The sequence below is a fragment of the Halorubrum sp. Eb13 genome (genome assembly GCF_002252895.1).
Lineage (GTDB): Archaea > Halobacteriota > Halobacteria > Halobacteriales > Haloferacaceae > Halorubrum.
This window is the reverse complement of sequence record NZ_NHPE01000042.1, coordinates 129,730-149,925: the sequence shown is the minus strand read 5'-3', so window position 1 is coordinate 149,925 and position 20,196 is coordinate 129,730. Positions and strand designations below refer to the sequence as shown.

General features: G+C 70.3%; 20 protein-coding genes and 1 pseudogene. 12 read left to right on the top strand and 9 right to left on the bottom strand.

Annotated elements, in window-relative coordinates; all coding sequences use genetic code 11:
- Positions 1 to 1,315: GNAT family N-acetyltransferase (locus DJ75_RS05235; protein WP_141211978.1), on the top strand; the 1,315-nt coding region annotated here is incomplete at its 5' end.
- Between the two features lie 539 nt (positions 1,316 to 1,854).
- Here the strand turns inward: DJ75_RS05235 and DJ75_RS05225 are convergent.
- Positions 1,855 to 2,184, bottom strand: coding sequence for a ferredoxin family protein (locus tag DJ75_RS05225; RefSeq protein WP_094523206.1), 330 nt, complete (start codon positions 2,182 to 2,184; stop codon positions 1,855 to 1,857).
- A 104-nt stretch (positions 2,185 to 2,288) separates the two neighbouring features.
- Positions 2,289 to 2,786: pseudogene (locus DJ75_RS05220) on the bottom strand (glutamate--tRNA ligase); the annotation flags it as partial.
- Here DJ75_RS05220 and DJ75_RS05215 point away from each other — a divergent pair.
- The 3 genes from DJ75_RS05215 to DJ75_RS05205 are packed head-to-tail and all read left to right on the top strand — an operon-like array spanning position 2,694 to position 5,181.
- On the top strand, positions 2,694 to 3,626 hold the full coding sequence (locus DJ75_RS05215) for an ABC transporter substrate-binding protein (protein WP_094523204.1): 933 nt from the start codon (positions 2,694 to 2,696) through the stop codon (positions 3,624 to 3,626). The pseudogene DJ75_RS05220 and the gene DJ75_RS05215 overlap by 93 nt on opposite strands.
- Positions 3,623 to 4,402, top strand: coding sequence for an ABC transporter ATP-binding protein (locus DJ75_RS05210; RefSeq protein WP_094523202.1), 780 nt, complete (start codon positions 3,623 to 3,625; stop codon positions 4,400 to 4,402). Before DJ75_RS05215 ends, DJ75_RS05210 begins: the two co-directional genes overlap by 4 nt.
- Positions 4,399 to 5,181, top strand: coding sequence for an ABC transporter permease (locus DJ75_RS05205; RefSeq protein ID WP_094523200.1), 783 nt, complete (start codon positions 4,399 to 4,401; stop codon positions 5,179 to 5,181). The genes DJ75_RS05210 and DJ75_RS05205 overlap by 4 nt, the downstream gene beginning before the upstream one ends.
- 41 nt (positions 5,182 to 5,222) lie before the next feature.
- Here DJ75_RS05205 and DJ75_RS05200 read toward each other — a convergent pair whose 3' ends face one another.
- From DJ75_RS05200 to DJ75_RS05190, 3 genes are all read right to left on the bottom strand, one after another.
- Positions 5,223 to 6,053: an ABC transporter permease gene (locus tag DJ75_RS05200; RefSeq protein ID WP_094523198.1), complete on the bottom strand. Its 831-nt coding sequence runs from the start codon at positions 6,051 to 6,053 to the stop codon at positions 5,223 to 5,225.
- Positions 6,054 to 6,166: 113 nt separating this feature from the next.
- The gene (locus tag DJ75_RS05195; RefSeq protein WP_094523196.1) at positions 6,167 to 7,321 is read right to left on the bottom strand and encodes an ABC transporter substrate-binding protein; all 1,155 of its coding nucleotides are present in this window, start codon (positions 7,319 to 7,321) and stop codon (positions 6,167 to 6,169) included.
- A 123-nt stretch (positions 7,322 to 7,444) separates the two neighbouring features.
- Entirely contained in the window at positions 7,445 to 9,718 is a 2,274-nt protein-coding gene (locus DJ75_RS05190; RefSeq protein WP_094523194.1) for an AAA family ATPase, read from the bottom strand.
- A 185-nt stretch (positions 9,719 to 9,903) separates the two neighbouring features.
- Here DJ75_RS05190 and DJ75_RS05185 point away from each other — a divergent pair, with 185 nt between their 5' ends.
- From DJ75_RS05185 to DJ75_RS05175, 3 genes are all read left to right on the top strand, one after another.
- Complete coding sequence (locus DJ75_RS05185) at positions 9,904 to 10,179, top strand: hypothetical protein (RefSeq protein ID WP_094523192.1); 276 nt, start codon at positions 9,904 to 9,906, stop codon at positions 10,177 to 10,179.
- Between the two features lie 759 nt (positions 10,180 to 10,938).
- Entirely contained in the window at positions 10,939 to 11,841 is a 903-nt protein-coding gene (locus tag DJ75_RS05180) for a hypothetical protein (protein ID WP_094523190.1), read from the top strand.
- Positions 11,842 to 11,853: 12 nt separating this feature from the next.
- On the top strand, positions 11,854 to 13,572 hold the full coding sequence (locus DJ75_RS05175) for a PQQ-binding-like beta-propeller repeat protein (protein WP_094523188.1): 1,719 nt from the start codon (positions 11,854 to 11,856) through the stop codon (positions 13,570 to 13,572).
- Positions 13,573 to 13,656: 84 nt separating this feature from the next.
- Here DJ75_RS05175 and DJ75_RS05170 read toward each other — a convergent pair whose 3' ends face one another.
- On the bottom strand, positions 13,657 to 14,400 hold the full coding sequence (locus DJ75_RS05170) for a class I SAM-dependent methyltransferase (protein WP_094523186.1): 744 nt from the start codon (positions 14,398 to 14,400) through the stop codon (positions 13,657 to 13,659).
- 78 nt (positions 14,401 to 14,478) lie between these two features.
- Positions 14,479 to 14,781 (bottom strand): amphi-Trp domain-containing protein, encoded by a 303-nt coding sequence (locus DJ75_RS05165; RefSeq protein ID WP_094523184.1) that lies wholly within the window; start codon positions 14,779 to 14,781, stop codon positions 14,479 to 14,481.
- A 110-nt stretch (positions 14,782 to 14,891) separates the two neighbouring features.
- Between DJ75_RS05165 and DJ75_RS18525 the strand changes: the two genes are divergently transcribed.
- The 3 genes from DJ75_RS18525 to DJ75_RS05155 all read left to right on the top strand — a co-directional run bounded on the left by DJ75_RS18525 (position 14,892) and on the right by DJ75_RS05155 (position 16,134).
- Positions 14,892 to 15,050, top strand: a complete 159-nt coding sequence (locus tag DJ75_RS18525; RefSeq protein WP_170938365.1) for a hypothetical protein — start codon at positions 14,892 to 14,894, stop codon at positions 15,048 to 15,050.
- Between the two features lie 87 nt (positions 15,051 to 15,137).
- Positions 15,138 to 15,434 carry a winged helix-turn-helix domain-containing protein gene (locus DJ75_RS05160; RefSeq protein WP_094523182.1) on the top strand — a complete coding sequence of 99 codons (297 nt, stop codon included), beginning with the start codon at positions 15,138 to 15,140 and terminating at the stop codon, positions 15,432 to 15,434.
- 160 nt (positions 15,435 to 15,594) lie between these two features.
- The gene (locus DJ75_RS05155) at positions 15,595 to 16,134 is read left to right on the top strand and encodes a hypothetical protein (RefSeq protein ID WP_094523180.1); all 540 of its coding nucleotides are present in this window, start codon (positions 15,595 to 15,597) and stop codon (positions 16,132 to 16,134) included.
- 48 nt (positions 16,135 to 16,182) lie between these two features.
- On the opposite strand, the gene fer is transcribed toward DJ75_RS05155, so the two are convergent.
- A complete protein-coding gene (gene fer / locus DJ75_RS05150; RefSeq protein ID WP_249269160.1) occupies positions 16,183 to 16,671 on the bottom strand; it encodes a ferredoxin Fer in 489 nt (162 codons plus the stop codon).
- Between the two features lie 148 nt (positions 16,672 to 16,819).
- Between fer and DJ75_RS05145 the strand changes: the two genes are divergently transcribed.
- Both DJ75_RS05145 and DJ75_RS18980 read left to right on the top strand, forming a co-directional pair.
- Positions 16,820 to 17,113 (top strand): DUF4242 domain-containing protein, encoded by a 294-nt coding sequence (locus tag DJ75_RS05145; RefSeq protein WP_212589856.1) that lies wholly within the window; start codon positions 16,820 to 16,822, stop codon positions 17,111 to 17,113.
- A 514-nt stretch (positions 17,114 to 17,627) separates the two neighbouring features.
- Complete coding sequence (locus DJ75_RS18980) at positions 17,628 to 18,152, top strand: DUF1611 domain-containing protein (protein ID WP_254921881.1); 525 nt, start codon at positions 17,628 to 17,630, stop codon at positions 18,150 to 18,152.
- A gap of 52 nt (positions 18,153 to 18,204) precedes the next feature.
- Here DJ75_RS18980 and DJ75_RS05135 read toward each other — a convergent pair whose 3' ends face one another.
- Positions 18,205 to 20,136 (bottom strand): aldehyde ferredoxin oxidoreductase family protein, encoded by a 1,932-nt coding sequence (locus tag DJ75_RS05135; RefSeq protein ID WP_094523212.1) that lies wholly within the window; start codon positions 20,134 to 20,136, stop codon positions 18,205 to 18,207.
- Between the last annotated feature and the right edge of the window lie 60 nt (positions 20,137 to 20,196).

Genomic DNA, 20,196 nt, shown 5'->3' with positions numbered 1-20,196 from the left:
CGCGATCGTCGACGAGGCGGCGGCGCTCCCGGTGCGGCTGCTGGAGGGGTTCCTCGACGAGCGGGTCGCCGTCGCGTTCTGCACCACGGTCCACGGCTACGAGGGAGCCGGGCGGGGGTTCGCGATCCGGTTCCGCGAGCGACTGCTCGATAGCCCCCTCGCGGTCCGGGACGTCCGCCTCGACGAGCCGATCCGGTACGCGCGCAACGACCCCGTCGAGGCGTGGGCGTCGCGGGCGCTCCTGCTCGACGCGCGGCCGGCGGTCGACGAGGCCGTCGCGGGGACGGCGGCCGACGAGGCGACGTACCGAGCGCTCGCGCCCGACGACCTGCTCGCGGACGAGGCCCTGCTCGGCGAGGCGTTCGGGCTGCTCGTCGCCGCTCACTACCGCACCGAGCCGAACGACCTCGCGCGGCTGCTGGACGCCCCGAACCTCTCCGCGCGGGCGCTCGTCGCCGAGGGGCGGGTGGTCGCCGTCGCGCTGCTCGCTCGCGAGGGCGGACTGGACGCCGAGACGCGCCGGGCGATGTACGAGGGCGAGCGCGTCCGCGGAAACATGGTCCCCGACGTGCTGACGAGCCAGCTCCGCGACGAGGCGGCCGCCGGGCCGCGGGGGGTCCGGACGGTCCGGATCGCGACGCACCACGCCCTGCGAGACGCGGGGTTCGGCTCACGGCTGCTGGCGGAGATCCACGCCGAGTTCGGAGCGGCGGTCGACTACTTCTCGGTCGGCTACGGCGCGACGCCGCGCCTGCTCCGGTTCTGGCGACGGGCCGGCTACCGGACCGTCCACCTCTCGACCTCCCGCAACGACGCCTCCGGCGAGCACTCGGCGATCATGCTGCGCCCGGCGAGCGAGGCCGGTCGAGACCTCCTGTCGCGCCACGCCGTCACCTTCCGAGACCGCGAGCGCGACGGGCTCTCGGACGCCCACCGCGACGTCGACCCCGACGTGGTCGCCGGCGCGCTCCGCGCCTGTCCCGCGCCGGTCCCGGTGGCTCTGACCGAGATCGAGTGGCGCTCCGTCGTCGGGGCGTCGTTCGGGCCCGGGATGTACGACAGCGCGCCCGGCGCGTTCCGGGACCTCGCGCTCGCGGCGCTGGTCGAGGACGCCCCGGAACTCGGCGCCCTCGAAGAGCGACTGCTGGTTCGGAAAGTCCTGCAGGGCCGCCCGTGGGAGTCGGTCGCGGACGAGCTCGGTTACGTCTCGACGGCCGCCTGCATGCGCGCGCTCGGCGACGCGTACGAGCCCCTCGTCGAGCGGTACGGGACCGACTTCGCGCTCGCAGAGCGGGAGCGATTTATAACTGACTGACGGGACTGCGGCCGGCATCTATAAACAGAGGAGGTGGCGCGTGCCTGCGAGGCCGCCCCGCGGCCGAGCAGCACGCGCGAGGGAGTCGGTGGTCCGGAGCGAAGCGGAGGACCACCGACGAGGCTGGGGAGGCGTGAGGTGCGGTGCCGTGCGGTCGGGCGGGGCTCAAAGGGGCAGCCGCGAGGACGAAGCACGCTGCAGCAAGCACCGCAACGAGGGAGCGCCAGCGACCGAGCGAGGAGCGCAGCAAAGCGCGCGAGTCGTCGCGGCTGGGGCTTTGGAGGTGTTCGTCGAAGAGTTACTGGCAACGATTTATAAGCGAGCGGCTGGGGCTTTGGAGGTGTTCATCGAAGAGTTACTGGCAACGATTTATAAGCGAGCGGCTGGGCTTTGGAGGTGTTCATCGAAGAGTTACTGGCAACGGTTTATAACCGAGCGGCTGGGGCTTTGGAGGTGTTGTCCGGAGGTCCGAGGTCAACCGTTTATAAATAAACGACGACTGCTACAACGGTCGTCGGCGCCCCGCCGAACGCGACCGATTAAATCCGGTTCTCGCGGCCGGGGTCGACGTCGATAGCGTCGACCGGACAGACGTCGACGCAGAGCATGCAGTCGATACACTGGTCCTCGTCGATCGGGTTCGCCTTCCGCTCCGACTCGGGGTGGCCGGGGGTGTCCACCCAATCGAACACGTCCACCGGGCAGTCCTCCAAGCAGGCGCCGTCGGCGAGACAGATGTCGAAGTCGACGGCGACGTGGGTGCCGCGGATCCCCTGCTTCTCGGGCGGGTCGACGGGTCCCCAGACGGCGACGCCGTCCTCCTCGCCGACCTGCTCCCGGTTCTGTTCGAAGTTCGAGTCGATGGCCATCGTGCCCGTAGTTCCGGGGCTCGCTACTTAACCCCCGCGGCAGGCGGTCGGCGAGGGCGGCTCACGGGGCTCGGAGCGTCGACGAGGCCGACGGCGGATTCGGACTACGGGTGCGCGTAGTACGCGAGCAGGTCCTCCTCGCCGTCGGGTCCGTCGGGCTCGTCGGTGGCGGCCGGCTCGAAGGCGTCGATCCGGGCGAAGCCGACGCGCTCGAACTGGACGACGCCGTCGGTGTCGACGTCGTCGACCGCGGGCTCGGCGATCCCCCGGACGTCGCCGGTGACGGTCCGCAGCAGGGTGTCGAGCCCACCGTCGGCCGGCGCCCAGTGGACCACGTCCACGTCGCCGTCGCGGACGACGTCGATGTCGGCGTCCGCGAAGACCAGCTCGTCGCCCGCGTACCGGACGCAGCCGTACCCCTTGAGCCAGACGCGCTCGCCCTCGCTCGGGAGGTCGGAGGACTCGACGACGACCCGGCCCGCGGGAACGGTCCGGTCGCCGCGGTCGGCGTGGTCGGGGTGGAGCGGCGGGTGGCCGGCCTCGGGCGCGGGGGCGTCGCCGTCGACGACCGGGAGCTCGACCGCGGGGTCGTCGTCGCGCTCAACTGGCGCCCGAACGCGCTCCACCTCCCGCTGTACGCCGCCCTCGAAGAGGGGGCGTACGAGCGACGGGGGCTCGACGCGAGGGTCACCGCCCATCGCGGCTCGCACCGGGCGCTCGAAGCGGTGCTCGACGGGGACGCCGACGTCGCGCTCGTCGGTGCCGGATCGGTCGTCCGGGCGCTGGCCGCGGGCCTCCCGGTCGTGCCCTTGGCCGTGGTCCACCAGCGGACCGCGACGGTGCTGTACACGGTCCGCGACCGCTTCGGCGAGCCGTTCGAGAGCGTTGACCAACTGCGCGGACGGCGGATCCTCACGACCGCGGGCTCGGAGACGTGTCTGCTCGCGAGGCTGTTCCTCTCGCAGGCCGACCTGCTCCGCGACGTCGAACTCGTCGACGCCGACGGCGAGGAGCGCGGCGGGCTGATCGCGGGCGACGCCGACGTGGCGACGGGGTCGTTCGCCGACCCGCTCGAACTGGAAGCGGACGACCGGACGGTCGACGTCCTCTCGATCGGCGACCACTTCCCGATATACGGGCTCACGCTCGTCGGTCCGGCGGCCCCGCTCCGGCGGACGGACGACCCCTGGCGGCGGTTCCTCGCGGGGACCGCGGCGGGCTGGGCGGCCGCGCGGACCGACCCCGGCCCGGCGGCCGCGGCCGTGGCCGCGGAGACGGACGACTCCGCGAGCGCCGTGAGCGAGCGCTTCGCGCGCGGGGTCGAGTCGTTCGGGACGGGCGACGCGGTGAGAGACGAGGGGTGGGGGTGGCACGGGCGGTCGACGTGGGACCGGCTGGAAGTCGCGCTGGAACAGGGCGACCTGCTCGGTGAGGGCCCGTGATCGAGATCGACGGCGTGACCGTCGCGTTCGACGACGTGCGGGCGGTCGAAGACGTCGATCTGACGGTCGATGACGGGGAGTTCCTCACGGTGGTCGGCCCGTCCGGCTGCGGGAAGACCACGCTGCTGCGGACCGTCGGGGGGCTCCAAGAGCCGACCGCGGGTCGCGTCCGCGTGAACGGGCGGACGACGGACGCGGCGCGAGCGAACGCGGAGATCGGGTACGTGTTCCAACAGCACACGCTGCTCCCGTGGAAGTCGGCCGTCGAGAACGTCGCGTTCCTCCGTGAGATGGCCGGGAAGCCCGCCGACAGAGAGGGGGCGAGACGGCTCCTCCGTGAGGTCGGGCTGGAGGGGTTCGAGAGCGCTCGCCCGGCGGCGCTGTCCGGGGGGATGAAACAGCGTGTCGCCATCGCCCGGGCGATCCACCTCGGGGCGGAGATCCTGCTCATGGACGAGCCGTTCGGCGAGCTCGACGAGATAACGCGGGAGCGGCTCGGCGTCGAGATCCGCGGGCTCTGGCGGGCCGAGCGGAAGACGGTCGTGTTCGTCACCCACAGCGTCCCGGAGGCCGTCTTCTTGGCCGACCGCTGCGTCGTCATGGAGAGCGACCCGGGGCGGATCGTCGAGACGTTCGACGTCGATCTGCCGCGGCCCCGGACGGACGAGGCGTACAGCAGCGACGCGTTCCAGGAACAGGTCGCGGCGGTCCGGGCCGTGTTACACGAGGACCGCTCGAACCCCTCGACGGCCGGGACGACGCTCACGGAGCCATGAACGGACGCGTCGGCGAGCCCGGGTCGCCGGTTTCGGTGGCCGACGTGGCCCTCCCGCTCGGCGGGCTCGCGGTAGCGACCGCCGCCTGGTGGGCCCTCGTCGCCGCGTCGGACGTCCCCCCGTATCTCCTCCCGCCGCCGGACGCCGTCGCCGCGGTGCTCCTCGGCAATCCCGGGCTGTTCGTTCGGAACGCCGCCGCGACCGCGCGGAAGGTCGCCATCGGCGGCGGCGTCGGGATCGCGGCCGGGCTCGCCCTCGCGGTGTCGATCTCGCGCCTGCGGTGGCTCCGGCGAGCGGTCTACCCGTACCTCGTCACCGTGCGGGTGCTCCCGAAGATCGCGATCGCCCCGCTGCTGCTGATATACGTCGGCACCGGCATGACGACCGCGGTCGTTTTCATCGGACTCATCGCGTTCTTCCCGATGGTGTTGAGCGCGGCGGCGGGGTTCGAACGCGTCCCGGCCGAACAGCGGGACCTGCTCCGCTCGGTCGACGCCGGCTCGCTGGACGCGTTCCTGCGGCTCGAACTGCCGTACGCCGTCCCGGACCTGTTCGCCGGGCTCAAGCAGTCGGTGACGCTCGCCGTCATCGGGGCCGTCGTCGCCGAGTGGATCGTCGCCGACAGCGGGCTCGGGTTCCTCGTCCTCCTCGCCTCGGAGAACGTCCAAGTGGATCTCATGCTCGCCGCCCTGGTGGTGCTCGTCGCGCTCGGACTCGCGCTGTACGGGCTGATCGCCGTCGCGCAGCGCCGGCTCGTCTGGACGCCGACCGCCGACTGAGCGGCCGGGGGACGGCTCGGCCGGAGGCAGGGAGCGCGGACTCACTCGGTCCAGACCGCGCGTTCGAGGAGGACCGGAACGAGGTAGAAGGCGACGCCGAGCGCCGACAGCGCGACCAGCGCGGCGTACGTCTCCGCGGTCCGGAGGCGCTCCGCGGTCACGAACACGCGGTAGCCGATCCCGGCCCTGAGCGTGACGAACTCGGCGACGACGGCCCCGACGATCGACAGCGTCGCCGCGAGCTTGAGCCCGGCGAACACGCTCGGCGCGGCCGCGGGGACGCGCACCCGGAGGAACACGGACGGCTTCGACGCGTCGACGGAGCGCGCGAGCGCGAGGTACCGCTCCGGCGTCGACCGGAGCCCGTCCAGCGTCGCGACGGTCATCGGGAACAGCGCCAGCGTCGCGACCAGCGCCGCGCGGGCGGGAATCCCTCGGCCGAACCAGAGGAAGACGAGCGGGGCGATCGCGATCAGCGGCGCGATGCGGAGCGCGATGACGTACGGTAAGGCGATCCGGGCGGCCGTCCGCGAGTAGGTCATCGCGAACGCGAGGAGGGCGCCGACGGCGCAGCCGGCGAGCAGGCCCGTCGCCGCGGTCGCGCCCGTCACGGCGGCGTCGGCGAACAGCGTGGCGCCGCGGGCGACGAGCGCGTCTGCGACGGCCGCGGGCGGCGGCAGGATGATCGCCGGGATCCCGAGCGCGACGACCGTCCCGTGCCACGCGAGGACGAGCGCGACGAACAGCAGCACCGGCGGGGCGACGCGCTTCGCCGCCGCGAGGAGCCGGGTCCGGACCCGACGCGCTCGACGCCCGGGGCTCCGACGGACGGAGGGCGTCCGCGACTCTCGCGTGCGCTCGCGCTCGGCCATCGCTCACCGCACCTCCCCGACGGAGCCGTCGCTCGCCGCCCCTCGGTCGACGCTCGGCGCCCCTCGGTCGCCGCTCGGCGCCGGTCCGCCTGCCCGGGGGGAGGGGACGGGAGTCACTGGTCGACGAGGTCGGCGTAGTCGGCGACGTGTTCGTCGTCGGTGTCGATGTGCTCGTTCGTCCAGACCGCGTCGGGGTCGACCGAGCCGTCGAAGAAGTCCGCGGCGTCCAGCGTCTCGTAGGTCCGCTGCCACGGCTCCGGCTCGCTCCACCCCCATCCCTCCTCGCGGACGGCCTCCGAGAGCATGTACTCGGAGCGCATCAGGTCCCACTTGTCGCGCTGGTTCTCGCGGACCTCCGCGAGTTCGCCCTGCGCGTCGACGAGCGCGTCGATCGCCCCCTCCGGATTCCGGTCGGCCCACACCGCGCCGCGGGCGGTCGCCCGGAGGAACGCGGCCACGGTCTCCGGGTTCTCCTCGGCGAACGACTCCCCGACGGTGAGCACGTGGCCGTAGGACGGGACGGCGTCGTGCACCGAGAGCACGTCGACCTCGGCGCCCTGGTGGCGCGCGTCGACGACGTCGCCGAAGACGCCGCCCGCCGCGTCGATCTCCCCGGCGAGGAGCCGCTGTACCGTGTCGTACCCGGTGTCGACGTACTCCACGTCGGTGACGCCGGCGGCGTCGAAGTACCCGCGCACCATCTGGCGGACCATCCCGGGACCGCTCCCCACCGTCGCGCCCGACAGCTGCGACGGGTCCGTCAGCTCCTCGCCGAACCGCTCCCGCGACGAGAAGACGACGACCGGGCTCCGCTGCATCACGACCCCCACGGCCAGCGGGGAGAGGTCCCCGGCGTTGACGCCGAGGACCTGGTCGCTGCTGGAGACGCCGAACTCGGTGTTACCGAGCGCGACCTGCTGGGCCGAGAAGTCGGACCCCTCGCCGCTCTCTATCGTGACCGACTCGAACCCCTCCTCCTCGTAGAACCCCTGCGACTGCGCGGCGAAGTACGGCGCGTGGAGACCGCTTATCCGCCAGTTGAGCAGCAGCGACGGGCTCTCGACGGCGGGGGCGCTATCGGTCCCGCCGTCGTCGTCGCCGTCGCTGCCGCTCCCCCCGTCGCCGCCGTCAGTGGCGTCGCCGTCACCGTCCCCGTTCCCGCTCCCGTTTCCGCCGTCGACGCCGCCGTCGCCGCCGAAGCGGCCGGTACACCCCGATACCGCTGCCGTCCCGACTGTAGCGAGAACCGCTCGTCTGGTTCGGATCATCCCGTTTGAGGGCATGTGAATGAATATACATAATGGTTTTCCGTAAATATTTATACCAGACCGGGTTCGGCGGCTCCGTGAGCGGCGCGGACTGACCGGTGACCCGCCCGCGCGAGACCGCGGTCAGCCGCTCTCGTCGGCGTCGAGGCGATCCGCGAGCGAGCCCGTCTCGTCGTCAGCGGGCGGTTCGGCCGCCGAGCCCGCCTCGCCGTCAGCGGGCGGTTCCGTGTCCGCGTCGCTCGGGGCGACCGCGTCGAGCGCCCGTTCGAAGTGGTCGCCGGTGATCCGGATCCCGTCGGCGTCGACGTCGTCGCCGCGGACGTACTCCCGCACGGCCTCGGCCGCGGCCTCGCGACAGACCGCCTCGATGTCCGCGCCGACGTACCCGTCGGTCCGGTCGGCGAGGGCGTCGACGTCGACGTCGTCCGCGAGGGGTCGACCGCGGCAGTGGACCGAGAGGATCTCCCGCCGCGCCGCCGCGTCCGGTCGGGGGACGCGGAGGTGCCGCTCGATCCGGCCGGCGCGCAGCAGCGCGTCGTCGATCAGGTCCTTCCGGTTGGTCGTGGCGACGACGACGACGTCCTCCATCTCCTCTAACCCGTCGAGCTCGGTGAGGAGCTGCGAGACGACGCGCTCGCCGACGTTCGCGTCGGTCGACCCGCCGCGCTCGGCCGCGATCGCGTCGATCTCGTCGAAGAAGACGACCGTCGGCGCGTTCTGTCTGGCCTTCGAGAACACCTCGCGGACGCCCTTCTCCGACTCGCCGACGTACTTGTCCAGCAGCTCGGGCCCCTTCACCGAGACGAAGTTCGACCGGCTCTCGTTGGCGACCGCCTTCGCGAGGAGGGTCTTCCCCGTCCCGGGCGGACCGTACAGGAGGATCCCGCGGTCGGGAGCGAGCGAGACGCGCTCGTACGCCTCCGGGTGTTCGAGCGGCCACTGCACGGTCTCGCGGAGCCGCTCTTTCACCGCCTCGAGCCCGCCCACGTCGTCCCAGGTGACGTCCGGGACCTCGACGCTGATCGCCCGGAGCGCCGACGGCTCGACCTCCCGCAGCGCGGTCTTGAAGTCGTCGTCGGTGACCGCGATCGACGCGGTGGCCTCCGGAGGCGCCGACGCCGGGTCGTCGGCGAGATCGGGCCACACGCGACGGATCGCGTTCATCGAGGCCTCCGTCACCAGGTTCTCCAAGTCCGCGCCGACGAACCCGTGGGTGTTCTCCGCGTAGGCGCCGAGGTCCACCTCGTCGCTCACGCGGAGGTCCCGCGTGTGCACGTCGAGGATCTCCTCGCGGCCGTCCCGGTCGGGAACGCCGATCTCGATCTCGCGGTCGAATCGGCCCGGGCGCCTGAGCGCCGGGTCGATCGCGTCGACCCGGTTCGTCGTGCCGATCACCACGACGGGGTCGCCCTCGCCCAGGTCGTCCAGCAGCGAGAGCAGCTGACCGATGAGCCGACCGTTCGCCTCCCCGCCGCGGGCCCGGTCGCCGGCGACGGCGTCGAGCTCGTCGAGGAGCAGAACCGACGGGGCCTCAGCCGTCGCCTCCTCGAAGGCGTCGCGGAGCCGCTCCTCGCTTTCCCCCCGGTACTTCGAGGTCACGTCGGGGGCGCGGAGCCGCACGACGTGGGCGTCCAGCTCGTTCGCCACGGCGTTCGAGAGGAGCGTCTTCCCCGCGCCGGAGGGCCCGTGTAACAGCACGCCGGTCGGCGGGTTCGCGCCGAGCTCCCGGAACAGCGACGGGTTCCGCATGGGGAGTTCGACCGTCTCACGCAGCCGTCGAACGGCCGCGTCGAGGCCGCCGACGTCGTCGTACGTCGCGCGGCCCTCGGGTTCCGCCGCCGGGAGCTCGACGTCCGTCGCGGGTTCCTCGGAGATCCCCAACCGCGTCCCCTCCCGCACGACGACCGGGCCCGACGGGCTCGTCTCCGCGATCTTCACGGGCACCGTTCGCTCCGGCGCACCGGGGACGGAGTCGAGGCCGAGCGCGACGGGGACGACCTGTCCGGCCGTCAGGACCCGGTCGACGAGCGCGTCGCGGAAGGAGAGCCCGAGCGCGTCGTCGACGTCGACCGCCTCCGGCAGCGCGACGACCGCCTCGTCCGCGTCGCGCGCGACGGCGGGACGGACCGCGACGGAGTCGTCGACGCCGGCACCGAGGGACCGCCGCGTCCAGTGGGACGCCCGCACGGTCCCGTCGTCGTCGGGATCGGCGGGCCAGGCGCGCGCGGCGACCGATCCCCGCGGCCCCTCGAGGACGACGACGTCGCCCCGGCTCGCTCCGAGCGACCCCATCGCGTCCGGTCCGATCCGCACCACGCCGTCGTCGTCGTCCGCGTCGCCCGGCGCCGACGCGACGCGGAGGGTCGCTTCGGGCCGTCGATCGTGGTCAGTAGACATGGTGGTTCTCGTCGGGACGACGGCGGGGAGCGTAATGAAACCGTGGGGCGCCGCGCCGACCGCGGGAGGAACGGGTCGACCGACCCCGACGAGCCGGGTCCGACCGGTCCGACGGGCTCGACCGGCCGATCGGGACCGACGCTCCCGACCGTACGTTGAAGGGGGTCGCGGACGTGTGACACGGTATGACGCGTCAAAACGCGCGCTGTGCGGACTGCGGTTCGTGGTTCCCTCGGTCGCGCGCCGACACGGGCGGCACGGCCGCGCTGGAGTGCCCGATCTGCGGCTCCGGTCTCGTTCAGGGGAACCCGACCGACGGAGTGCGGATCGACCGGAACAACGCGCGATGCGAGTCGTGCGGGGCCGAGTTCCCCCGACGGGAGAGCATCACGGACACGAAGGGCGTCCTCGAGTGCCCGGCCTGCGGGTCGACCGGCGACGTCGTCCTGATCGAGGAGTGACGCGCGAGAGCGAGAAGGGCTCACGCACCGAACTCGAGGCCCGATGTCGGCGACGGTAACGGACCGCGATCGCGGTCTCGATCGGCGAATGCCACGACCCGAACCGAGCCTCGCGCTGCCGCCGCGGCGACCGACGGGCCGACCCGGTCGCGTTGCTATCAGACGAGTGTTATTTTTCCGTGGTTCGCGCGCAGACGAGCGGAGCGCGCCGAGAAGTTATACATTATTGATATGATAACGACAGCCGAATATCAATTACAGACGTAGGACTGTAACGGCCTTCCCGGCGGGGGATCATTGGGGTTGTATTCATAATTAATATCCCTTATAATCAATTCCTTTATATAACAATAATTAAATTTCTGATTCACGCCACGGAGAAATATAACGAAGAGTATAGCTCTCCCCGATATCGGCCGTGATCGGGGCCGATAACGCGACGGCTCTCGTCGCGTCGTCCGCGGGAGCCGTCGCGGTTCGGAGTGCGACGCGTCGCTCTCGCGCCGCCCGGGGCGGCCGGGGATCGGTCCGGCGCAACCCGCGCTCGGGCCGGCTCTCCCCGCGCTCGGGCCGGCTCTCCCCGCGCTCGGCGCCGCCCCTCGACGCGTCACGTGCATTCGGCCGACGATCGTCGGACAGAGACCCGCGACGCGCCGTCTGGCGCGCATACATATCAATCTGTTATAATAATTATTATATGGTACAAAGTGCCAGTCGATACTGCGGGTGCATGGGGAGTTTCCGCACCACGATACCACTATGACGAGACAACAGATCACGATCGACGGCCGAGACGAACTCACAGACGCGCTCGGCATCAGTCGGTCGGACGTCGGCGAGAGACCCACGTTGTCTGAGCTCAGACAAACGGTCGAGACGGAAACGGACCCGGAGTTCGCCTCGATGGGCGAGGCGATCCGCGACGACATGGCGGGAGCGCTCGACGCCGACCTGCTCGCGTCGGAACTCGCGGCCTTCGAAGAGCAGATCGCTCGGCTCTCGGAGGTTCGCGACGCGGGAATTCCGGAGGGAACGGAGGAGCCGGAGGCGCTGTACCGTAAAATCGTGCAGCCCTCGTGGCGCCTCTACGATCACCTCGTGGAGGCCGGATTCTTCGAGAGCCTCGAGGAGCGGCTCCCCCGGTTCACGCCGGAGCACATCGAGCAGACGGCACACGAGCTCGTCCGGCTCGACGCGCTGAGCGAGGAACTCGACGGTCTCGGGTTCGACGAGCGGGAGAAGACCGTGCTCGTGATGAACGTGGTGAACAACAACACTCGCCTCGCTCGGTGGGTTCCCACGAAAGAGATCCCCAGCGACGTGGAGTTCGACGTCGAACACGTCCCGCCGCTCCACAAGCGCGCGATGGGCGGGGCGCTGCTGTGGGTCAACTCGATGGACGTCCACCTCTGGCAGAAGGAGGTGCTCGTCACCGAGGAGATCCTCGACGACGGCTACTGGGACGTGAAGGCGATGCTCGCCGGCGTGGATCTGATCGCGCGGGCCGCGCTCGACATCGCCGAAAACGGGGCGATGAGCGACTCTCAGCTGGTGGCCGCGCTGACCGGCGGTGCCGCGATCGCGATCGTCAACCAGGAAGAGATCTGTAAGGACGTGTACTGGATCACCGAAGAGAAGCGCAATCCGAGTCCCGCACGCTAGGAGGGTATACCAATGGCAATAGAAGAAGACAGGGCGGTCAAGGCCGCACAGGACACAGTCGTACGTGAAACGGATCAGGGGTATCGGGTGCTCGGGTCGCCCGAGGAGTCCGTCACCCACCAGCACGACACGGATCGGATCCCACGGAGGGACATCACCGAGGAGGACATCATCGACTCGGCTGACGATCCGGAGTCGTGGCTCACGTACGGCGGGAACTACGAACAGCACCGTTGCACCACCGCGGACGTGATCACTCCAGAGACCGTCGGCGACCTCGAGCTCGAGTACGAGCTCCACGTCGGCGCGGAGTCCAGCATGGAGGGCACGCCGCTGGTGGTCCCCGGCGACCCGCCGGTGATGTACCAGTCGAACGGACCGAACCACGTCAAGGCCATCGACACGCGGGCCGGCGACGTGCTGTGGAGCTACACGTACGCGGTGCCGTCGGACGTCGTCCTCTGCTGTGACGACAACAACCGCGGCGTGGCGGTCCTCGGCGACAAGGTGTTCATGACGACGCTCGACTCGGGCGTCGTCGCGCTCAACCGGTACACCGGCGAGGAGGAGTGGTACACGAGCACGGCCGACCACGAGTCCGGCTACTCCGCGACGTGGGCGCCGGTCGTGTACGACGGCAAGGTGTTCACCGGCAGCGCCGGCGGCGAGTACGGCGTCCGCGGCTTCCACGTCGCGCTCGACGCCGAGACCGGCGACGAGGTGTGGCGCACGATGACGTCGCCCGACGAGGAGTGGGTCGGCGACAGCATCGAGCAGTCGTGCGCGACCAACTGGATGACGGCGACGATCGACACGGAAAACGAGAAGCTGTACATGCCGGTCGGGAACCCCGGCCCCGACTTCGACGGCTCCGTCCGACCGGGGCCGAACCGGAACAGCGCGGGAACGCTCTGTCTCGACTTAGAGACCGGCGAGCGCGAGTGGTTCCACCAGGAGTCCCCCCACGACGTGTGGGACTACGACTCCGCGGCGCCGCGGCTGCTCATCCCGGACTTCGAGATGGAGCACCGCGACTTCGAGGGCGACGCCGTCGTCTCCTTCGGAAAGACCGCGTGGGGCTACACGCTCGACGCGGACAACGGAAAGCTCCTCAACCGGAGCGAGCCCGGCGTCCAACAGCTGAACATGTTCCGGATGATCCCGCACATCGACGAGGGCCGGCGGATGCCGTTCATGCCCGGCGCGATGGGCGGGAACGACTGGCAGCCGCCCGCGTACAACCCTGAGCTCGGCCTCGCGTACTTCAAGATGAACAACTCGCCCCAAGAGGCCTGGTGGCGCTTCGAGGAGTACGAAGAGGGCAAGAAGTACTGGGGCGGCATCCTCGAAGACGAGATCGACCAACCCCCGGAGGGGTACAACGACCACATCAGCGCCGTCGGCGCCGTCGATCCGGAGACCGGACAGCTGGTCTGGCGCGACTGGATCGACAGCGACGCCTACATCTGGGGCGGGCTGGTGACCACCGAGAGCGGCGTCGTGTTCGGCGGCACGCAGAACGGCGACGTCATCGCCTGGGACGGCGAGACCGGCGACCGCCTCTGGGAGTACTCCACCGGCGAGACGGCGATCTCCGGCAGCCCGATGAGCTGGTACGACCCCGAGACCGAGAAGCAGTACGTGGCCATCCAGGTCGGCGGGAGCGGCTGGCTCCGCCGCGGGACCGCGGGCCGCGACGACCGGCTCTGCGTGTTCTCGCTCGAGGCGTAATCCGCCCGCCGCCGACTTTTTATCGCGCGCACCGACGACCCCCGGAGCGCCGTCGCAGCGACTCCCGGAAGAGCGACGGCCGACTCACGTCGGCGCCGCGACGAGGACGACGTACGGCTCGTCGCCGTCGCGCCGCGGGACGCGCGCGGCGGTCCGGACCGAGAGGCCGGCGTCGCCGACGCGGGTCCGCCAGTACCGCTCCGGAGACGCGTCGACCCGCTCCGGAACGATCGGGAGTTCGAGTATCCCGACCGCGCCGTCTGCCCGGCAGACCCGGCGGAGCTCTCCGAGCGCGTCGCCGTGCCGGTCGGCCGGGAGGTCGTGGAGCACGCGGCACGCCGTGACGACGTCGAACGACCCGGACGCGAACGGGAGGGAGCCGGCGTCGCCGCGGACCGGCTCGACCGCGATCCCCGCCGTCCGGGCGTTCCGTCTGGCGAGTAGGGGGCCGTTCCCGAGTATCACCCTGTCGTCGAAGACGTCGACCCCGACGACCGTCGTTGATCCGGAGAGCCGGGGCGCCAGCCCGACGAGCGACCGCCCGGTCCCGCAGCCGACGTCGAGGACGCGGCCCGCGTCGGCGAGGGGGAGCTCTCGGGCGAGCGCGTCGTACTTGTACCGCTCGAGACGCCACGGCGGGGGCGACGTCAGCGTCGAGAGCGTCCGGACCGCGCGGGCCCCGCCGAGCGCGACGGCGACGGCGGCGAGGGCCCGACTCGCCCGATCTGACCGTCGCCGCGCCAGCGCGACGCCGGCGAGCGCGACGACCAGCCCCTCGCCGACCGCGCGGAACCGACGTCGCCAGTGGTAGAGCCCGAACCAGTACATTTGATCAGTACAGCCGACCGGTGGGTCCCGCCTCCCACCGGTGGAGTCGCCGCGCGATACGTCGCGATACGACGGCGCTCAGGCGACGTCGATACCGCCGCCCTCCGTGCGTTCGGTGAACTCCACCTCGAGTTCGAGCTCGCGCTCCCGCCGAGAGGAGAACTCGACCTCGACCTCGATCGGCTCGGCGAACGCGAAGGGGATCTCCCAGTCGTCCCCGCTGATCGTCAGTTCGTGGCCCTCGTCGAGCGAGTCCGCCACCGACCGGAGGAACGCCGCCGTCTCCTCCGCCGAGAGGAAGACTTCTCGCTCGAAGAACCCGTCCGAGACCGTTCGCTTACCGCTCTCCTCGGACTCCGGAAACTCCACATCGTCTGTCATACGTACACGATACACGTCCCGTATCTTATCTCTTGTGACCGTGTGTCACACCCGGCCCGGGATTCGCCCCTTGGGTAACGTTGATTATCGCTCGTCCGGATCGGATCGGTATGGCACGGATTCCGACGGCCTGCCCAGAGTGCGGCGTCGAGTGGTACCGCGGCGGAACCGCCACGTCCCGGAAGCACCACCGAAAGATCGACGAGGACAGCTGGCAGTGCACCGAGTGTCACGCCGTCGTCCCCGAGCCGTCGGCGACTCCCGACTGACGCCGTCGGTCCCGCCGGCCGCGCGAATCACGCGTCGGACGGTCTCCCGAAGAAACGCTTTTATGTCTCTGTATTGAGGCGTAGACGATGTCGTTGATCGACGCGCTGGGAAACCCGCAGCGGCTCCGGATCATCCAGCACCTGTCGGACGGTCCGATGTACGTCACGGAGCTGGCCGACGCCGTCGGCATGAACGGGAAGTCGGCCGTCCACCACCTCGCCGTGCTGGAGGATGAGGACCTCGTCGATCACTACTGGGACGGCAACCGGAAGTATTACCGACTGGTCCGGGCAGTCGAACTCGACATCTCTCCCCCGCCGGAGCGCCGGTTCATCCTGCAGCGTGGCGCGGAGCGAGCGACGGGACCGGTCGGTGACGAGTGACGTGGGCGGNNGACGTGGGCGGTCAGGACCGAGCGACGGGCCTGGTCGGTCGCTGACGAGTGACGTGGGCGGTCGGTGACAGGTGACGACTCCGGTCGGTGCCGAGCGACTCGGCGAGTCGCCACCAAAATTTAAGCGGTACTATGTTAATTGTCATCGTATGGCTACGTTGCCTAACACGCCGGACCTGGATCCGGAAGAGACCGAGGAACCGACCGTCGCCGCCGAAGTCGAGGCGGACGACGACCCATCGGCCGACGTCGAACCGGGGCAAGACGGGGAGGCGGCGGGCGACACGGGGGCCGAAACGGGGCCCGACGGGACGATAGAGCGCCAGATAGAGGCGCTGATCGACGAGCGCGTCGCCGAGATAGAGCGGGACATGGAGGCGCTCGAGGCCGAGCTGGAGGAGTTGGACGACTTCGCCCGGATCAGCCTCGGCGAGCGGTATTCGCAGCGGATCGAACAGAACGTCTCGGAGCTCTCCGACTCGCTCACGGGGTTCGCGGAGCGGAACTTCCAGAAGCTGAACAGCGTCGAGGGCCGGGTCGACGAGATGTCGCTCGTGTTGACGGCGGTGATCGAGGCGCTCGACGACGCGGACGTCGACGTCGACTTCTCCGAGGTCCGACGCATGCAGGAGGGGGTCGTCGAGGAGGCCCCGGCCGAGCGACTGGCGGCCGCGAGCCGCGACGAGTGAACTCCGGCGACACCGCACCGGCGCCGCCGGAGCCGTTCCCACGCCTCGTCAGACCTCGCGCTCCCCGATGACGCGGTCCTGCAGGTAGTCGAGGTGTTTGGCGCTGTGGATCACCCGAACGTGGTCCGTCGCTGGCTTGCTCTGACAGGTCAGTCGGATCCCGCGCTCCTCGACCTCCTCGTCGGTGATGATGAGATTCATCTCCATCTCCAGTTCGCCGTCGACGAGGATCCCGGCGCAGTTCGCACAGGAGGCGGCGCGACAGGAGAAGGGCCACTCGAGCCCGTTGTCCTCGGCGGCGTCCAGGAGCTTCCGGTTCCTGCTCACCTCCATCGTGCCGTACTCCTCCTCGGTCAGGTCGGCGGCGGCCGCCTTCTCGAAGAGGTCGTCGTCGTCGATCCCCCAGTCGTTGGCGTCGACGACTTCGTAGTCGAGGTACTCGACGGTCGAAACCTCCGTCTCACCCCCCTCGAAGTCGGGATCCTTGGCCGCGTCGCTTCCGATCTTGACGTTCGGGAGGCTGGCGTCCTCGGACATACCTCCGTGATCCCACCCCACGTACCTAAACGTCACGGGGAGAACCCCCCGACACCGCGGGCGTCGCCGGCGGTCGGACCGCTCCCGTCGCGACGACGGTCCGCGCAGAAACAATTACAATCCCGGGGGACGCACGTCAGCAATGCGCATGAGCGACACCGACGACTACCTGATACTGCGTGAACTGCCCGAGCCGATAACCCAAGAGGAGCTGGACGCGGCCGCCGAGGCGTCCGGCGAGACGCTCTCCGAGCTCCGCGAGGAGGGCGTCGACATCCAGTGGGTCGACTCCGAAGTAATGACCGACGACGACGGCGGAATCGTCGGCACGTTCTGTCACTATCAGGCCGAGAGCGAGGACGCCGTGCGGGAGCACGCGGACCGCGCCGGCCTCCCGGCGACGAAGGTGACCCGACGTGGCGACCCCCTCTCCGGTGAGTGAACCCGGGCGAGGCTCCCGCCGCGGACGGACGCGCGAGGACCGCACGCCCGACGGCCGACCGCGCGGCGGCCGCGCCGGAGGCGGCCCACAGTTCGGACGGCTGACCACGAGCGGACGACTGACCACGAGCGGATGACCGGCCACGAGCGGATGACCGACCACGAGCGGATCGCCGTGCTCGCCCACGATCGGTTCCCCGACGACGCGCGCGGGGCGATCGAACTCGTTCGGTACGGGCGCCCGGAGGTCGTCGCCGTGATCGACACGGCCAGGCGGTCCCCGGTCACCTCCCAGCTCGTCCGGTCGCTCCCGCGGATTCCGATCGTGCGGCGGTTCGACGACGTCGGCGAGCCGGTCGACGCGCTGTACGTCGGCATCGATCTCGCCCGAGACGGCCGGATCGCCGACCTGTCGGAGCCGGTGCGACGGGACGTGCGCGCCGCGCTCGCAGCCGGATGCGACGTGGTCGTCTCCCGACCGGTACGTCGGGACCTCCTCGACCGCGTTCGAGCTCGTGGACGCGGCCCGGGAGCGCGGTGTCGACGCGGCCCTCGTGCCGACGAGCCACGTCGGTGCCCTGCTCGACGGGCGGGGGGCGTCGATCGACCGTCTCCCAATCGGGCGGGTCCACGACGTGGTCGACGGGCTGGTCCGCGAGCGGGGCGAGCGCCGCGACCTACTCGTGGTCGAGGGGCAAGGGGCCATCTGTCACCCCGGGTCGTCCGGGCAGATCTGCGGGCTCCTCCACGGCGCGAGACCGGACGGGCTCGTCCTCTGCCACTCGGCCGGCCGCGAACTCATGCACGGGTACGACGTCGACATCCCGTCGGTCGCGACACACGTCGACCTGTACGAGCGCGTCGCCGCGCCGGTGGCGGAGACGGCGGTCCTCGCGGGGGCGCTCAACACGATGAACGTCGCGACGCCCCCGGCGGCGCGCGAGGCGGTCGCCGACTTCGCCGAGCGCCTCGGCGCGCCGGCGACCGACCCCCTCCGGTTCGACGCGGACGCGCTCCTCGACGCTGTCGGTCTCGGCTGAGAGGGACGCGGTAGCCGAAAAAAGCCGACGCACGACCGCGACGCGGTCGCGTTCAGTCGTCGGCCGGAGCCGCGGAGTCGCCGGCGGAGACGCCGGTTCCGGGGCCGACGTCGATGCCGAGTTCCTCGAGCTTCTCGTCGGGGACGACGCCGTCGACCCAGCCGCGGGTCTCGTAGTACTCCGCCTTCATCTCGTCGAGCTCGCAGAGCTCGCCCTCGCTCCCTCCCTGTCCGGGGACGGCGTCCGGGTGGCCCTCGACGAACCGCCCGGGGAGGTCGTCGTCCTCGGCGTCGAAGCCGGCGAGGTTGTTGAAGTAGCGTTCGAGGTTGTACACCCGCTCGCCCGCCTCGAACAGCTCGTCCTCGGTGACCTCGCGGCCGGTCATGCCGCTGTACTGGAGGACGTACTCCTCGATCCCCTCGGCGAAGGCGTTGAACTTGCAGATGTCGAACGAGTCGGAGATCGCGTGCAGGTCCTGGAAGGTGGCGGTGAGCTCGCCTTTCCCCTCCCACTCGTACGGGTCGACCTTCTCCGGAATGCCGAGGATCTCGGCTGCCGGCGTGTAGGCCCGGAGGTGACAGGCGCCGCGGTTGGAGGTCGCGTACGCGATCCCCATCCCCTTCATGCAGCGCGGGTCGTACGCCGGGATCGACTGCCCCTTGACGGCCAGCGAGTTGTCGTGGGCGTCCTTCTCGTCGGCGACGCGGTCAGCCCCCTCCGCGAGGAGGTCGCCGAGGTCCGAGGAGCGGTGGCCGATCTCACCGATGAGGTCGATCATGCGCTCGGCGTCGCCCCAGTCGATGGTCTCGACGTCGTCGAGCTTGCCCTCTTCGCTCATCTCCATCGCCATCGCCATCATGTTGCCGACCTCGATCGTGTCGACGCCCACCTGGTTGCAGCGCTGGATCATCAGCGCGACCTCGTCGCGGTGGGTGTGTCCCGAGTTCGGGCCGAGCGCGAACGCGGACTCGTACTCGAACGACTCCATGTGGACGTTCATGTCCTCGCCCTTGTGGTTGAGCTGGACCTCGACCTCCTTCTTGCAGGCGACCGGGCAGGAGTGACAGGTCGGGTCGTTGACGAGGATGTTCTCCTCGACGTTCTCGCCGGAGACGCGCTCGGCGTCGAGATCGGTCCCCTCCGCGTCGCTGTACGCCTCGGTCGAGGTGTACTTCGCGTTCTTCGTGGGGAGGCCGTCCATCTCCTCGGTCGCGTTCATCAGGACGTTCGTCCCGTACACGGAGAGTCCGCCCTCGTTGGGCGCGGTGACCTCCGACTCCTGAATGACGCCCATCGCCTGCTGATACCCCTCTTGGAACGTCTCGGGGTCGGCGGGTTTCGGCATGTCGGTGCCGCTCTTCACGACGACGGCCTTCACGTTCTTCGCCCCCATGACGGCGCCGGTGCCGCCGCGGCCGGACGCCCGGTCGTCCTCGTTCATCACGCAGGCGTAGCGGACGCCGTTCTCGCCGCCCGGTCCGATCGCCATCACGGAGAGGTTCTTGCCGACGGCGCCGTCGACCTCCTCGCCGATCGCGTCGATCGCGTCGTCCGTCTCCTTCCCCCAGAGGTGGGAGGCGTCGCGTACCTCGACCTCGCCGTCCTCGACGAACAGGTAGACGGGGTCGTCGCTCTCGCCGTCGAGGAGGATCCCGTCGAGCCCCGCCCACTTGAGCCGCGCGCCGGACCAGCCGCCGTGGTGCGAGTCGGTGACCGTCCCCGTCAGCGGGGACTTCGTCACGAGCGCGATCCGACCGCTCATCACGGTCTGGGTCCCGGTGAGCGGCCCAGTCATGAACGCCAGTCGGTTCTCCGGCCCCAGCGGGTCGACGTCCGGCCCGGCCTCGAAGAGATACTTCACTCCGAGCCCGCGCGCGCCGATGTACTTCTCCGCGTCCTCCTCGTCGATGCCCTCGTAGCTGACGTCGCCGTCGCCGAGGTCGACCTGTGCCACTCGGTCTCTGTAGCCGCCCATTTCAGTCATGGGAGTGTCCAACATGAGTGTTTGCGCTTCTGTGTGTTAATTATTGTCATCGCTACCCCC

Excerpts from the sequence above, each read along its gene's own strand:
- DJ75_RS05170 (WP_094523186.1), bottom strand. The coding sequence starts at position 14,400 with ATGTACTGGTTCGGGCTCTACCACTGGCGACGTCGGTTCCGCGCGGTC.
- DJ75_RS05145 (WP_212589856.1), top strand. The coding sequence starts at position 16,820 with ATGAGCGACACCGACGACTACCTGATACTGCGTGAACTGCCCGAGCCG.
- DJ75_RS05200 (WP_094523198.1), bottom strand. The coding sequence starts at position 6,053 with ATGGCCGAGCGCGAGCGCACGCGAGAGTCGCGGACGCCCTCCGTCCGT.
- DJ75_RS05190 (WP_094523194.1), bottom strand. The coding sequence starts at position 9,718 with ATGTCTACTGACCACGATCGACGGCCCGAAGCGACCCTCCGCGTCGCG.
- DJ75_RS05195 (WP_094523196.1), bottom strand. The coding sequence starts at position 7,321 with ATGATCCGAACCAGACGAGCGGTTCTCGCTACAGTCGGGACGGCAGCG.
- DJ75_RS05185 (WP_094523192.1), top strand. The coding sequence starts at position 9,904 with ATGACGCGTCAAAACGCGCGCTGTGCGGACTGCGGTTCGTGGTTCCCT.
- DJ75_RS05160 (WP_094523182.1), top strand. The coding sequence starts at position 15,138 with ATGTCGTTGATCGACGCGCTGGGAAACCCGCAGCGGCTCCGGATCATC.
- DJ75_RS05165 (WP_094523184.1), bottom strand. The coding sequence starts at position 14,781 with ATGACAGACGATGTGGAGTTTCCGGAGTCCGAGGAGAGCGGTAAGCGA.
- DJ75_RS05135 (WP_094523212.1), bottom strand. The coding sequence starts at position 20,136 with ATGACTGAAATGGGCGGCTACAGAGACCGAGTGGCACAGGTCGACCTC.
- DJ75_RS05205 (WP_094523200.1), top strand. The coding sequence starts at position 4,399 with ATGAACGGACGCGTCGGCGAGCCCGGGTCGCCGGTTTCGGTGGCCGAC.
- DJ75_RS05180 (WP_094523190.1), top strand. The coding sequence starts at position 10,939 with ATGACGAGACAACAGATCACGATCGACGGCCGAGACGAACTCACAGAC.
- DJ75_RS05175 (WP_094523188.1), top strand. The coding sequence starts at position 11,854 with ATGGCAATAGAAGAAGACAGGGCGGTCAAGGCCGCACAGGACACAGTC.
- DJ75_RS05155 (WP_094523180.1), top strand. The coding sequence starts at position 15,595 with ATGGCTACGTTGCCTAACACGCCGGACCTGGATCCGGAAGAGACCGAG.
- DJ75_RS18525 (WP_170938365.1), top strand. The coding sequence starts at position 14,892 with ATGGCACGGATTCCGACGGCCTGCCCAGAGTGCGGCGTCGAGTGGTAC.
- fer (WP_249269160.1), bottom strand. The coding sequence starts at position 16,671 with ATGTCCGAGGACGCCAGCCTCCCGAACGTCAAGATCGGAAGCGACGCG.
- DJ75_RS05225 (WP_094523206.1), bottom strand. The coding sequence starts at position 2,184 with ATGGCCATCGACTCGAACTTCGAACAGAACCGGGAGCAGGTCGGCGAG.